Consider the following 15,356-nt stretch of genomic DNA (forward strand, 5'->3'; position numbering starts at 1 on the left):
AGGCAATATGATATAAGAGGAATAATTGATCAAGAGCTTACTGATGAAACAATACGTAAAATTGCTAAAGCTTTTACTTCATATGCCAAAAAACATGGACAAAACACTATATTATTAGGAATGGATAATCGTTTCTCATCTCCTCACGTAAAAAATTTAATTTGTGATGAAATAATAAATTTGGGTTCTGATGTTATAGATTTAGGACTTGTAGTTACACCTATATTTTATTTTGCTTCCAAACACCTTAATATTGAAGCGGGAATTATGATTACAGCTAGCCATAATCCTTCTGAATATAATGGATTTAAAATGCTACTTGGAGATGGAACTATACACGGCGACCAAATTCAAGAACTTAGAAATATGGTTGAAAATGAGATTTTCATTTCATCAACTACAAAAGGAACATATAAAGAACATGATATTAGTCCTGCATACTTTGAAATGATAAAAAACAAAATTAGCTTAGGCCCGAATATTCCAAAAATAGTCGTCGATTGTGGTAATGGAGCTGCTTCTTTTTTTGCACCAGAAGTATATCGAAGTCTAGGTTGTGAAGTTGTAGAACTATATTGTAAGTCAGATCCCTCATTCCCTAATCATCATCCTGATCCAGTTAAACCAGAAAATATGACTGACTTAATAGATACTGTACAAAAGCATAATGCTGATATAGGAATAGGTATTGATGGTGACGGAGATAGAATAGGGGTTGTTGATGCAGAAGGCAACCTAATCTGGGGTGATATGTTAATGATTTTATTCTGGCGTGATATCTTACCTCGTTACCCTGGGTCAAAAGCAATTGTAGAAGTAAAATGTTCTCAAAGTCTAATCGATGAAATTGAAAGATTAGGGGGAGAGCCAATAATATTTAAAACTGGCCACTCGTTAATTAAAGCAAAAATGAAGGAAATTGATGCAATATTCACAGGTGAAATGTCTGGACATATGTTTTTTGCTGATGAATATTATGGTTTTGATGATGCTTTATATGCCGGTGCTCGTTTAATTTCTTTACTTTCTTATAGTGATCAAACAATAACTCAGATGCTGTCTGATGTTCCTAAATATTTTTCAACCCCTGAAATTAGAGTAAAAAGTACTGATGAAGAAAAATTTGAAATAGTAGATAAAGTATTAAAACATTTTAAAAATAAATACGAAATTATTGATGTAGATGGAGCTAGAATACTTTTCCCTGAAGGATGGGGATTAGTAAGAGCTTCAAATACTGGACCAGAACTTATTGTTAGATGCGAAGGCAAAACACCAGAAGCACTAGAAAGTATTAAGGAAGAACTTTTTTCATTATTAGATAATTTGCTAAAAGTACCTATGACTGCTAGTAAATAGTTTGGCATTATATGGTAAATATATGTATGAATTATATTAGCAGGTGGAACAATAATTGTTAGAACAAAAAACAAGGAGTGATTATATGGCAATTGTTAATCTAGGAACTTATCCTCCTAAACAATGTGGTATTGCAACTTTTTCAAATGACTTACGAAACAGCCTTACTATACATGATAACGATGTAAAGGTAATTGCAATATCTGATAACAGTTATTCCTATCAATATTCCGAAGAAGTTATTTTTGAAATTAACCAAAATCAAAAAAAAGACTATATTAATGCAGCTCACATGGTTAATAGATCAGATGATATCGAATTAGTAATTTTACAACATGAATATGGCATTTTTGGAGGAAAAAGTGGTCAATATATCTTAGAATTCACTAAACTACTCAGAAAACCATATGTTTTAGTTACTCATACAGTACTACCAAAACCAGAACGCCATAGAAAACAAGTGCTTAAGCAAATATCTCGCAAGGCTTCAGGAATTGTATGTATGACCGAGCAGTCAAAAGAATTATTAGTAAATTTATATGGAGCAACACCTGAAGTAATTAGTGTTATAGGTCATGGAGTTCCAGAATTTAAAGGTGGCTCTCAAGCAGAGTTAAAAGAAAAATATAACCTTACAGGAAAGCAAGTGATAAGTACCTTTGGACTAATCGGTCCAGGAAAAGGACTAGAATTAGGCATCAAAGCTGTTAAAAAGGTAACACAACAATATCCCGATGTATTATTCTTAATTTTGGGTCAAACTCATCCAATGCTTAAGAAAACTGAAGGAGAAAAGTATCGTGAAATGCTAGAAGATTTAGTTGAAAAGCTTGATCTAAAAGATAATGTAAGATTCGTTAATAAATATTTAACAGATGATGAAATAGGCGAATATTTATATGCTACTGATATATATTTAAGTCCATATCCAAATAAAGACCAAGCAGTTAGTGGAACTTTAGCTTTTGCTGTAGGTTGTGGTCGGGCAATAGTTGCAACAGCCTATTCTTACGCTAAAGAGGTTCTTTCTGATAATCGAGGTTTAATGGATGAAAAAATAGACCCAGATAATTTAGCTAGATTAATGGTACAAATTTTAAGTGATGAGGAGCTTAAAGAAACATTACAAAACAATGCATTAGCACTTGGCAAGGAATGGACATGGCCAAGCATAGGGATGAAATATACGGATATGTTCCATCAGATAATTAATGGTGGTAATAGACAGGAGGGTTACCGATACAATTATGCAGAATTATAGACATTTACTAGAAATGACCGATGAAACAGGTATGCTTCAATTTTCAAATATAGACATACCTAATCCAGCTAGTGGCTATACTCTAGATGACAATGCTCGTGCATTAATGGTTGCTATAAATATGGGGCCTTCTGGAAAAGAGTATGCCCTAAGATATGCCAACTTCTTATTTAATGCACAACAACAAGATGGAAGCTGGTCTAACTTTTATATTCACGGTCAATTTCTTCCCTATTTTGATTCACAGGATAGTGTAGGACGCGCACTTTTAGCATGTGCTTTAGGTAGATTAAGTAAAATTCCTGAGATTAAAAAGTTATGTGGTAAAATGCTAGAAAATAATATTCCGAAGGTGCATGAATTTAATTCACCAAGAGCAATTTCTTATGCTCTTATCGGATTATGCAAAGGAAAAATTCCAGGCTATTCAAAGAAAAAGCTTAATGATTTAGTATTACAGCTTTCTGATCAGCTTATAGCGATGTACCAAAAAAATAACACCGATGAGTGGCATTGGTTTGAAAACTATTTAACCTATTGTAATGGTATCTTGCCCAATGCAATGTTTAGCGTATATGGTTTTAACGGAGATAAGAGAGCATTAAAAATTGGACATGAATCTTTAAGTTTTCTAAATAACATCCTATTTGAAGAAGGTTATTTAAATATAGTAGGTAATAATGGGTGGTATCACAAAGGCCAAGAATTGCCTAGGTTTGATCAACAACCAGTAGATGCCGCTTCTATAGCATTTGCCTGTTTAGAAGCTTACGAAACTATAGGAAAAAAAGAATATCTTGATTTAGCTAAATTAGCCCATCAATGGTATTACGGCAAAAACTACCATAATATCCCTCTATTTAATGAAAAAACAGGAGGCTGCTATGATGCCCTTACTGAAGAGGGAGTAAATCTAAATCAAGGAGCCGAAGCTGTATTATCACTACTTTTAACCGATTTAGCTATAGAAAAAGCACAAAATGTTCAATTAAGCGAAGAACAACCAGGGTAAATTTTTCTTAATTGTAGTAGGGAGACATTCGTTTCCCTTTTTATTTTTATGAAAGTATAAAATACGCAGACAACACAGATGAGTATTTTATTAGAAAGGTTGTTCCTAATAGCAAAAAAATAACCCCGTAACCTTAAAATGTTACGGGGTTTGTTTTTTAGCGTTATATTTGAGGTATTCTAAATTTTTCTGGTATCATGTCTGCTACAGTTCCGGTAGCTACACCTATACTTGTATCAGCAGCACCATAATAAACTAATACTAAATCATCATCTTCGAGTATTTCCTTATCAGTACCGGGCACTGCACCACAAGTATATACAACGTTTGGAACCCATGCTCCACTTAATCCTATTTCATAATCCTCTTCAGGCTCTAAAATAGGATTTGGTGATCTATATAGAATCTTTTCAGGATCATTTATATCTGTAAGTAGAACACCTAGCCTATATACATAGTTATGGTCTACTCCATGATATACTAATAACCAGCCATACTTAGTTTTAATTGGTTGTGCACCAGCTCCAATTTTCAACGAATCCCACATGCGACCTGGGCGTGGGCCTATGATTATAGCATGTTTTTCAGTACATGGGAATTTTACTTCATCCATATAAGTTACCCATATACTTGGATCAATTCTATGATATATAGCATATTTACTACCATTAACCCTTTCAGGGAAAATAATAGCATTTTTATCCCAAATATTTTTAAAAGCAAGACCTTTTCTTTCCCATTTATCATAGTATCCAGCTTCAAAATCTTTCACCTTTATAGAGGCGGCTGCTATTTGTGCAATAGTTCCATCATAAGCTGTATATAACATATATATATCATCTTCAACAATTACTAATCTGGGATCTTCACATCCCATACTTTCCTCTGGAGTTTCAGGTGATAATACAGGATATGGTAACCTTTCTAAGACTTTATATCCATCAGTTATAGCTAACCCTATATATGAAATATCATCATCACCAACAGCTCTATATAAGAGATATACTTTATCTTTTATTCTAAGTGCACCAGGGTTAAGAACATATTTACATTCCCAGCTATGTTCAGGAATTACTTCAAGCATCGGGTTTCCTTCATATCTTTTTAATGTTCTACTTGGCTCACTTGTAGTTTCCTGAATTACCACAGTTACATCTTTAGGTCGTGCTGGTAACAAAGTATCTAGTAAATTGGTATTACTTTTACCTGCTTGAATTAGTCTCCAAACTGTGTGTATTATTTCATCTAGATCATACCCTAACTCTTGATATAGGGCTTCTAAAAACTCATGATTAAACCATCTGGCTTCAACGCTCGTTGTTGCTGGTGTTGGTATTTTTAGTCCACCCTTAAAACTGTAACTTGCCCAACTCCATGCTGTACAAGTTAAGAATTTTTCATTTTCAAGTAGTTGACTTACTCCATATCCATCTGCCATTAACCTGAATAGTTGTGCTTGTTCTCTGTTGTTGTTTTTATCTAATTTGTCAGCAACTGCCCTTAATCTGTCAACAAGAATACGATGATTGTAATTTTCGAAAACGTTATGAGCGGAAAAGTCATCTCCTTTTTGTAAACTAAGAAGTGAATTCCTAACCTTTTGACCGATGTTTTTCCTCTCTCTAACAGTTAGTCTGAATAATTCTGAATAGTTTTCCGCTACTATTAGTCTTCTAAGAATATTCAAAAAGTATCTAAGTTTTGGATATTTTCCACCTTTATCTCCATCTAGTGGTTTTATCGCTATTCTAGCTGTAATTCTATTTAAGTTTGAGATTTTAGTATAAGATAAAACTCCGAACCTTAAATCATCTTTTAAAATAATTGGCTTAATCTCTACTTCTTCGAAGCTTTCTGGTTTAAGATTGTCCACTAACCATAACAAATCACGATCTGAATACGTCCAGCTTTCTACCAAATTAGCATAGGTTACTGCATCACGTGGATTCATGTTTTCTATTAAATCATTAGGACTATAATAACCCATAGGAATCATTAAATTAATTGGTGGAAATCTCATTAGCATTTCACGTAAAATATCTGATTTTATAGTAAACATTTTTTCATGTGGAACTAATTCTAACAAATTATTTACAAATTGCTCTAAACCTTCTTCTGTATACAAGTCTCCAGGAAGTAGACTATCTAAAGATTCTTCAATATTTGCCATAAAACTTTCCATAGAATCTATTATCTGTGCAGGCTTAGAGTCAAATGGGAGATGTAACCCTTCAGTTAAAAATTGATTAAATCTATTTTCATAACGTTGACGTAGCACTTTAAATATTCCATCTGTATGAACTATTCTTTTATCCTTACCCACAATTTGCTTAGGAATTACTACTGGCTTGTTAGGCACATATTCCATATAAGCTAATGGTACTAGTGGTGGTTTAGTTTGTTCTTTTTTGGTTAGCCAAGCCTCACTAAAATGACCTTTCATACTCCAAAACTTATTTGTTAAACGCTTATTAATAGTTTCCATTTTATTTACTAAGAATTCATCTTTTTCTTCATGAGAAAATTTATTTATAACATCATTTATAGACGTCATTTCTAATGCATAGCTAGCTACTCTTCCATTATAAACTGCAGTAAGTGCTTCGGTTATATTTTCATGTGACTCGGAATGATAAGTATAAGCCAAAGCTAAATTGTAAATACAAGATATCCATAGCTCATCACTAAGATAAAAGCCTTCATTAGGAAATTTTTTTATACGGTCTAACTCTAATCGATGTTTTAGAGGAAGATATTCGTTTAATAACCTGCTATGTTTTTCACAGCCAGATCTAAAGCTTGTCAGTAAATCATCTATAGAATAATGAACTATATCCGGTTTTTCTATATCACTTTTTGCTAATATATCCGCTACTTTAACTATCAATCTATCCTGAAGCCATATTGCACTATCGCGTTTAATTCCTTCAAAAACAGTTAGAGCAATTTCTGAAAATTTTTGATTTCTTTTTTCTAAGTCATAAGGATTTATAGAGCCCCCCAAATTCACTTCACAGATAGATTTGTTTAAGCATACAGCTCGTGTAATAAGCCAAAAATCAATTCCATATCCCATAATCTTATCTGTCCAAAACTTTGTTTCACTAGCAAGCTCTTCGACAAAATCATGAGTAATAGCATAAATTCCACCTAATGGATCAGTAACCTTGCTTCCATAAAAAGCTTCCAGTATAGGAGCAGCAAACATATGCGTTATACTATCAACTGCCATATGACGCCTTCTACTACCTATTACTAAATCATACTGACCTTGAATAGGACTTAATAGGCTATCTAACCATAAGTAATCAATCCCCGTTCCTGTTTCACTAACCATATTAGCATCAAAAAGCAAAACATCTGCTTCTATTTTTTTAGCTATATTAAGTATAGCTTTAATACTCATACCTCTACCCGATGCTTCTGCAGGCATATTAAATGCAATGTGTGGATGCCTTAACTTTAAATCTTTTACGATATTTAAGGTTTCCTCCCCACATCTTCCATCCCCAACTCCAACAATCAATTGCCTTGTACCAATCCAAGATTGTAATACTTCATCAATAGAATTTAAAAGTTTAGCTAAGTTTTCTTTTTCATCACAAAAAGGGATGCCAATTACAATATCATAATCACTGTATTGGTCTACTTGTGGACTAATCTCTCTTATTTTGTCATCAAATATAGATTCAATATTTGAATGGGTCACTTATTAAAACCCCCTTAAAACTTTGTGTTCTTTAATAATTATGCTCAATATCCAATCATTATATTTAAGGAGATTTATATTTTATTAAAAAATAAATTTTTGCATTAAACTAAACTTTGATTCCACTGCAAAAAGCTAAACTTAGACTATGGAATCGGATGAGCAAACATGTTTATCACGCCACTCATCAGTCTTTACCTCGATTTTAGCTTAGCACTTATTATCTAAAATGATTTTTTATTTATACTTAGCTGTGATCTATGCACCACGCCTTGCTATTCGGGACTTAGATAAACATGTTTGCTCAGCCTTAAGCTTGTTTGTAGTTACTTTTTGCAGCAGAATCAACTTTGATAAACATTTCATCTAATTCCTCAACCAAATTTCCAAATTGCTCTAAAGCAAGCTCAATAGGTTCGGGTGTAGTTAAGTCTACTCCGGTGTTTTTCAAAAGGTTCAAAGGATAATCAGAGCCTCCTGCTTTCAAGAAGTTAATATAATCTCTTAAAATATTAGGTTCACCTTCAATTATCTTTTGTTTTATAGCACTAGCAGCAGAAAAACCTGTTGCATATTTATACACATAAAAAGCTGAATAAAAATGTGGTATTCTTGACCATTCAATTCTTACCTCATCATCTATTACCACATCAGGCCCAAAATAAAATTTATTCAGTTCATTGTAAATGTTACTTAAAAGCTCTGATGTAATCGCTTCACCTTTTTCCGCCCTTTCATGCATAAGCTTTTCAAATTCAGCAAACATAGTCTGTCTAAAAACAGTCCCTCTAAACTGCTCTAAATAATGATTAATTAGATTCATTTTTTCTTTAATATCTGTACTATTTTTCAGCATATAGTCGCTTAATAATAGCTCATTAACAGTAGAAGCAACTTCTGCAACAAATATCGTATATTGGCTATTAACAAAAGGTTGATTTCTATTTGAATAATAACTATGCAGTGAATGTCCTAGTTCATGAGCTAAAGTAAAAACATCATTTAATTTATCATCATAATTTAGAAGAATATAAGGATGGGTGTCATATGAACCCCACGAATATGCACCACTGGTTTTGCCTACATTTTCATAAACATCAATCCACCCAGAATCTAATCCTTGTTTTAATATATTTAAGTAGTCATCTCCAAGTGGTTGTAGTCCAGCTAATACTATTTCTTTAGCTTTCTCATAGGGTATCTTTACTTTATATTCTTTAACTAAAGGTGTATAGAGATCATAAATATGTAGCTCATCTACTTCTAATACTTTTTTTCTAAGATTCATATATCGATGCAAATGGTGTAAATTGTTGTGAACTGTTTTTATTAGATTTTCATAAACATCAACTGTAACATTATCTTGGTCAAGGGATGCTTCTAATGCTGAATTATATTTTCTAGCTTTGGAATAAAAAATATTTGTTTTTACACTACTACTTAAAGTAGTTCCTAGGGTGTTAAATAATTTATTATAACTACTATATAATGCTTTAAAAGCATCTTTCCTTACCCTACGATCACTACTCTCCATAAAACGACCAAAGTTTCCTTTGGTTAGTTCAACATCATTTCCCTCTTCATCTTTTATTACCGGGAATTTAATATCAGCATTATTTAACATAGTAAAAATGTTAGATGAAGATGTGGCAATTTCTGCAACCATAGCCATTAGTTTTTCTTCTTCGGGAGATAAAATATGTTCTTTTTGTCTTGTTATAGTATCAATAAAATGACTATATATTTTTAAATCATCATTATCATTTAAGAATTTTTGCAACTGTTCATCAGAAATACTTAAAATCTCAGGCACTATAAATGCTGATGCACTTTTGGCTAAAACAGTTAAACCTTCTGCTCTATCAAATAACGTCTTGTATTTATCATTGGTATTATCCTCATCTCGTCGCATTTTAGCATAAAGAAAAAGCTTACTTGTTTTCCGGTCAATTTCATCTGATAACCTTAAAACTTCTAGCAATTGCTCTGCCGAATTCTTTAAAGTATTTTTATAACTTTGTATTTGTTGAGCTAATTCTTTAACTTGATTGAAATCTTCTTCCCATAAATTTTCATTAACATAAATATCCTCTATATCCCATTTATATTTTTCATCAATTTCTTTTCTTGTCTTAGCTTTACTCAAAATAATATCCTCCTTATACAATATAGTTGTTGTTATGAGTCAAGCGAGTCAAAGGGGACGGTTCCTTTTGACTCAGGTGAATGAGTCAAAAGGAACCGTCCCCTTTGACTCGCTTGACTCTCTTTGACTCGCTTGACTCTCTTTGCATTACATTATGCTTCATTATAATATTCCTCAATTGTAGCATTTATATTTAGATAAAAATATTGTACTGCTTTTTTAAGGGATTAATTTACTGTAAACTAGTATTTGACAAATGAAGTTGGAAAATTAAATAGGAAGTGATTTAGTGACAGGCTTTGTTTTTTGCCCTTTTTGTAATGATCCTTTAAATAAAGGTATTATAGATAACTACGAGCGTAATTATTGCTCTAGTTGTTCATATGTTCATTATATATATCCAATACCTGCAACTGCAGCTATTGGACAGCTAGAAAATAAAATTTTACTCATAAAGCGTGGAATGGAGCCCGGAAAGGGCGTATGGACATTTCCTTCGGGATTTATGGAAGCTGGGGAAACACCCGAAGAAAGTTGCCTACGCGAGTTGTTTGAGGAAACAGGTATGGAAGGAGAAAGCCTTAAACTAATAAATGCTTATCATGAATACTCCCAAATGTACGGTGATCTCCTTCTTTTAGTCTACCATGTTATTTTAAAGCCCGGCATTCCTTATCCAGGCGATGATGCTGATGAAACTGAATTAGTTCCTATCGATGATATAACTGATTTAAAATTTAGGTGCTTTAATTTAGCGTTTAAAGAATTAAAAAAACCTAATAATATTTAGATCACCTATCCTTTATAGGTATATAATCTTTTTGTTCAACTACACTCTTAAAAGCAGGCCTTATTATTTTTCCTGCATTTACTAGCTCCTCCATACGATGAGCACTCCAACCCACAATCCTTGAGATGGCAAATAATGGTGTATATAGTTCAATGGGGATATTTAGCATCCTATAAATAAATCCAGAATAGAAATCCACATTAACACTTACACCTTTATACATTTTATGCACCTTAGCTATTACCTCTGGAGCAAGTTTTTCTACTTTTGAATAGAGCTCAAATTCTTCCTCTAAGCCTTTTTCCTTAGCAAGCCTATAGGCGTACTCTTTTAAGATAACTGCCCTTGGATCAGATATAGAGTATACAGCATGACCTACTCCATAAATTAATCCAGCACGATCAAAAGCCTCTTTATTAAGTAATTTAAAAAGGTAATCTTCTATTTCTTCGTCTACATCCCAATTTTTAATTTGTTGCTTCATATCTTCAAACATTTGAACAACTTTTATGTTTGCTCCACCATGTTTGGGGCCTTTAAGTGACCCTAAAGCTGCAGACATAGCAGAATAGGTGTCAGTACCTGTCGATGTAGTGACACGTGATACAAATGAAGAATTGTTTCCCCCACCATGCTCTGCATGAAGCACTAATGAAAGATCTAGTATTTTTGCCTCTAGCTCAGTATACTTACTGTCAGATCTAAGCATATGCAAAATATTTTCTGCTATACTAAGTTCTGGTTTAGGACTGTGAATATACAAACTATTTCTTCCATGATAATGTGAACATGCCTGATATCCATAAACAGCAAATGCTGGCAAACAAGAAATTAACCATAAACATTGCTTTAATACATTATTAATTGATATATCATCAGCTTTATCATCAAAGCTATATAATGCTAAAACACTTCTTGCTAAAGCATTCATTACATCTTTACTTGGCGCCTTTAAAATAATATCACGCGCAAAATATTCTGGTAAATTTTGATAGCTTCGTAATACATCTTTAAAGTTTTCTAGTTCATTTTCGCTTGGTAATTCACCAAAAATTAATAGATAGATAGTTTCTTCAAATCCATAACGATTATCATTTAAAAAACCTGCAACAATGTCATTAATATCAATACCTCTATAAATTAGCTTACCTGGCACAGGTACTAAATCTTTTTCGTCCATAATATATGAACGAACTTCCCCTATTTCAGTTAAACCTACAAGCACTCCCCATCCATCTATGTCACGAAGACCAACTTTAACCGAATATTTAGAAAACAACTCTGAATCTATCTTTGTGTTTTTTTCAAGCAGATTAGCATGATCATTTATAAATTGTTTTTCAAATTTTCCGCCAAAAATGCTTTCCATATGGCTCTCCTCCTTTGTCTTATATTATCTTTATAACCTAAAAACTTTAAAAAATAACTAGGAAATATCTTCTATAATTATATTTAATAATACATTAAGTCGGCTGTAAATATATTACAGTACATTATGTTTAGATTAACAACTTTTAAAAAACCCTAATATTATGTGTATTACTCAATATTACATCTTATATATAGAAAGTTTGTCAATATTCATAATAAATTAAAATAACTTAGGCAGCAAACTATTCATTATTGGCTCATACAATATTTAAGGGGATTAATTTATGAACAAAAACCAATTTACACCTAATTACTACTATTTTGGTAGTAGAAAACTTAAACTTGAATTCCCTTTTATGAAGGGGAATGATATAAAGATTTTGCAATCATTATTAGGATTAATGCCAAATTTTATTGTTAGTACAAAAATTATGACTAATGGATTATTTGATACTAATACGCATAAAGCCGTAAAAGAGTTCCAAAAATATTTTAAGTTAAAATCAGATGGTATTGTTGGAGTAAATACTTATTATGCTTTAGGTCATCGTATTAAAAAGTTTTCCCGTAATGAACCAGTTTTTTCTTCCCAATTATTAAAAGAAGCAAGCTCTGGAGCAGATGTTAGCATACTTCAAAACAGATTAGCTGCATTCCGCAAAACTTATCTTAATCGGCCCGCAACGGGCAAGTTTAATGTAAACACCAAATTGGCTGTTAAACGATTTCAGCATGATTTTCCCGATTTGACCCCTGACGGTATTGTTGGCCCCGAAACGTTTAATAAAATTTTTTTATGGGCTCCTTTAGGTGGAAGAATACTACACCAAGGTCGTAATGGACTTGATACTTATTGGTTGCAACTCTATTTGTTTTATCTAAGATATTTCAAACAAAATCCTAACGGTTTTTTTAATGCATATACTGCAAAATCAATTGAAAAGTTTCAAGCCGATGCTAATATCAAAGTGGATAGTGTAGTTGGTCCACAAACATATTTAGCACTAGGAACTAGTATTGCTTTTCCTCAAAATGAATACTTTTATATGGTAAAAAAAGATGATTCATTATTTAAAATAGCTTCCCTTTTTGACAAAAAAAAAGAAGAAATTATAAAATTAAATAACCTTAATCCTTCTGATTGTACTATACATCTTGGGCAATTACTTCTTATACCTCCACCAATTACATTTCATGTTGTCAAAAAAGGTGAAACCTTAGGAACAATTTCAAAAAAATATTCAATATCAATAGAAAACTTAGAATTAGCAAACTACTTTTCACCAAAAATTTTTTTACTACCAGATGAACTTTTAGTCTTACCAGGCTATCATCATAAATTTAAAGGAAAACTAGTCTACATACAAGTTAATAATATGTTAAGTGAATTAAGAGTTTTTAATTTAGAGAAAATGCAATATAAAACACTAGATTTTATAAAAAATTTAAAAACCCCTCAGCTTTTTTTAAGTAAAGATAGAAAAAAACTTAGTGTTATTATAAGTAGAGATGGTATTGACTATATCCGCAACTACGACATTCATACGGGTGCTTATAATGAAATAAAAGCACCTATAGATATAGAGTATCTTGATTGGTCCTATGATTCTAAAAGTTTAGTAATAAATAAGGCAATGATAATAAATACCAAAACCGGACAAGAGTTATTTAACTTTAAAGGAGAAATGCCTCAATGGTTTACAGATAATAAAAATATTTTATATTACCGTGATAATGCTTTTAGAAAAATAAACTATCAAACAAATGTAGTTAGACATGTTTGCACTTCACTAGACAAATCTATTTGGTTTTCCCGTTTAAAAACTAATGATAATAATAAGTTTTTCTATTTTGCTTTTCTTCCCTCTAGAAGAGTTACATGTACATTCATTTATGATTATAAGAAACGTCTTGTTAAAAATATTAGTCGAAATGACTATTTTGGCACTTGGTCAAGAACATTAAATTATCTTATATTATCTGGTAGAGACTATTATGGAAATTTCTTCCCTTGGTTTTATATGAATATAAAGCTATTTAACCAAGAAGGTAAATTTTTAAATAATCAGCTATTTGCTAAAGGAATCGACCTCAATGATAACAATTTTGATATAAATGATACTTCTTTTTTAGCAGTTTTATATAATCCTAGTAAATTCTATTCAATACCAGTTATTTCAAGAGATATTTATTTAAAAGATATACAAACACAACTTTTAACTAAATTAACACTGTCAAAAAATGCTTATAATCCAATTTTTTTATAAGAATATTGCTAAATCCCCTTAAGACTTGGTTTTTAGTACAATATCTAATATAATTTATAAATAACATTTTTTTCCTTGAAAGGGGCGGATATTTTGAAGCGTATTACTTCACTTTTCTTAGCAGGACTTGCAGCATTACTACCAATTGCTATTTCTTTAGCAATATTTATCTGGCTATTTAATTTTATTGACAATATACTTGAACCTATCTTAACTTATTTTTTTGGACAAGCTATACCTGGGATCGGCTTTTTAATTACAATTGTTATTATTATATTAATTGGTTTTGTAGCAACTAGCTTCATTGGCCAAAAATTACTAAAATTTGGTGAAAAAATACTATTTAAAGTGCCACTTTTAGGAAAAATATATGGCACCATAAAAAAAATAATTGATTCAGTATTTTCATCTGGAAAAGATTCTTTTAGGCAAGTAGCATTAATCGAGTTCCCAAAAGAAGGGGTATATTCTATAGGTTTTATTACTAATGAAGATTTTAATTTTGGTGATGATAACTGTTATTCTATTTTTATCCCCACAACCCCAAATCCTACTAACGGATTTTTTATTCTTGTCCCTAAACAAAAGGTTAAACTATTAGACATAAGTGTTGACCAAGGTATTGAGTTAGTTATTTCTATGGGTATGATTAAAAATGAAGTAAATGGTTCATAAAAATTTATATTTTTATCACCATTTAAGTCTTTATTAAATAAGAATAGAGTATATTAGATATTTTATTGCATATTATTTATTTTAAGAATGATTTTGAGAGAGGAGTTTAATAATGAAAATAGATAAAAAATATGTTGAATATGCTAATGATTTTCTAGGTAATTTGACCAAAGGTGCATTTCTTACTGTAAAGCATAATGAAAAGTTAAATACCATGACTATAGGTTGGGGATCCTTAGGTTATATGTGGCAAAGACCAATAGTCATGGTAGCAGTTAGATATTCACGCTATAGTTATGAATTAATAGAAAAAGCTAACGAATTTACTGTAAGCATACCACTTAATTCTGATCTTAAAAAAGATTTAGCAATAGCGGGAAAAAAGTCAGGTAGAGATATTAATAAGTTTAAGGAATGCAATATAACTGCACAAGATAGCAAAACGATTAATAGTCCTATTGTTGATGAATGTGATTTGTTTTTTGAATGTAAGGTTGTTTATAAACAGGCAATGGAACCCGGTACTTTAGATAAAAGTATACGTGAAAAATTTTATGCCACCCATAATTATCATGTTTTATATTATGGGGAAATACTTGACTGTTATAAAAAGTAAATCTAAAATACTACGTATATTATTTACCTCTAATTAATTTATAATAGTATTTTAATTTTTCATTAGTTTTATAAAGGGTTATTGATAATAGTTATCAATAACCCTTTATAACATGAGGAAGTGAGTCAAAAGGAGCCGTCCCCTTTGACT

The 15,356-nt window shown here is 31.5% G+C and carries 10 protein-coding genes; 7 read left to right on the top strand and 3 right to left on the bottom strand.

The annotated features are described in order from the left end of the window. The first annotated feature begins 51 nt into the window (after nt 1–51). The 3 genes from SYNTR_RS07560 (at nt 52) to SYNTR_RS07570 (ending at nt 3,632) form a co-directional block, all read left to right on the top strand. Nucleotides 52–1,359, top strand: coding sequence for a phosphomannomutase/phosphoglucomutase (locus SYNTR_RS07560; protein WP_320411461.1), 1,308 nt, complete (start codon nt 52–54; stop codon nt 1,357–1,359). An 85-nt stretch (nt 1,360–1,444) separates the two neighbouring features. Continuing rightward, nucleotides 1,445–2,620, top strand: a complete 1,176-nt coding sequence (locus SYNTR_RS07565; protein WP_156203941.1) for a glycosyltransferase family 4 protein — start codon at nt 1,445–1,447, stop codon at nt 2,618–2,620. After that, complete coding sequence (locus SYNTR_RS07570; RefSeq protein WP_156203942.1) at nt 2,607–3,632, top strand: hypothetical protein; 1,026 nt, start codon at nt 2,607–2,609, stop codon at nt 3,630–3,632. The genes SYNTR_RS07565 and SYNTR_RS07570 overlap by 14 nt, the downstream gene beginning before the upstream one ends. Before the next feature lie 163 nt (nt 3,633–3,795). Here the strand turns inward: SYNTR_RS07570 and SYNTR_RS07575 are convergent, their stop codons facing one another. Further along, nucleotides 3,796–7,341, bottom strand: coding sequence for a glycoside hydrolase family 130 protein (locus SYNTR_RS07575; RefSeq protein WP_156203943.1), 3,546 nt, complete (start codon nt 7,339–7,341; stop codon nt 3,796–3,798). 310 nt (nt 7,342–7,651) lie between these two features. Beyond that, nucleotides 7,652–9,487, bottom strand: a complete 1,836-nt coding sequence (gene pepF / locus SYNTR_RS07580) for an oligoendopeptidase F (protein ID WP_156203944.1) — start codon at nt 9,485–9,487, stop codon at nt 7,652–7,654. A 289-nt stretch (nt 9,488–9,776) separates the two neighbouring features. Between pepF and SYNTR_RS07585 the strand changes: the two genes are divergently transcribed. Continuing rightward, entirely contained in the window at nt 9,777–10,277 is a 501-nt protein-coding gene (locus SYNTR_RS07585) for an NUDIX hydrolase (protein WP_156203945.1), read from the top strand. 1 nt (nt 10,278) lies between these two features. Here the strand turns inward: SYNTR_RS07585 and SYNTR_RS07590 are convergent, their stop codons facing one another. Next, nucleotides 10,279–11,646 (bottom strand): citrate/2-methylcitrate synthase, encoded by a 1,368-nt coding sequence (locus tag SYNTR_RS07590; protein WP_156203946.1) that lies wholly within the window; start codon nt 11,644–11,646, stop codon nt 10,279–10,281. A gap of 286 nt (nt 11,647–11,932) precedes the next feature. Between SYNTR_RS07590 and SYNTR_RS07595 the strand changes: the two genes are divergently transcribed. The 3 genes from SYNTR_RS07595 to SYNTR_RS07605 all read left to right on the top strand — a co-directional run bounded on the left by SYNTR_RS07595 (nt 11,933) and on the right by SYNTR_RS07605 (nt 15,206). Next, on the top strand, nt 11,933–13,915 hold the full coding sequence (locus SYNTR_RS07595) for a peptidoglycan-binding protein (RefSeq protein WP_156203947.1): 1,983 nt from the start codon (nt 11,933–11,935) through the stop codon (nt 13,913–13,915). Between the two features lie 93 nt (nt 13,916–14,008). After that, nucleotides 14,009–14,590 (top strand): DUF502 domain-containing protein, encoded by a 582-nt coding sequence (locus SYNTR_RS07600; protein ID WP_197079057.1) that lies wholly within the window; start codon nt 14,009–14,011, stop codon nt 14,588–14,590. A gap of 112 nt (nt 14,591–14,702) precedes the next feature. Then, nucleotides 14,703–15,206: a flavin reductase family protein gene (locus SYNTR_RS07605; RefSeq protein WP_156203949.1), complete on the top strand. Its 504-nt coding sequence runs from the start codon at nt 14,703–14,705 to the stop codon at nt 15,204–15,206. Nucleotides 15,207–15,356 lie beyond the last annotated feature (150 nt).

It is taken from the genome of Candidatus Syntrophocurvum alkaliphilum, assembly GCF_009734445.1.
Taxonomy (GTDB): Bacteria; Bacillota; Syntrophomonadia; order Syntrophomonadales; family Syntrophomonadaceae; genus Syntrophocurvum; species Syntrophocurvum alkaliphilum.

Bases quoted from the DNA above. Each gene is read 5' to 3' on its own strand.
- SYNTR_RS07565 (WP_156203941.1), top strand. From the start codon at position 1,445: ATGGCAATTGTTAATCTAGGAACTTATCCTCCTAAACAATGTGGTATT.
- SYNTR_RS07570 (WP_156203942.1), top strand. From the start codon at position 2,607: ATGCAGAATTATAGACATTTACTAGAAATGACCGATGAAACAGGTATG.
- SYNTR_RS07590 (WP_156203946.1), bottom strand. From the start codon at position 11,646: ATGGAAAGCATTTTTGGCGGAAAATTTGAAAAACAATTTATAAATGAT.
- SYNTR_RS07595 (WP_156203947.1), top strand. From the start codon at position 11,933: ATGAACAAAAACCAATTTACACCTAATTACTACTATTTTGGTAGTAGA.
- SYNTR_RS07605 (WP_156203949.1), top strand. From the start codon at position 14,703: ATGAAAATAGATAAAAAATATGTTGAATATGCTAATGATTTTCTAGGT.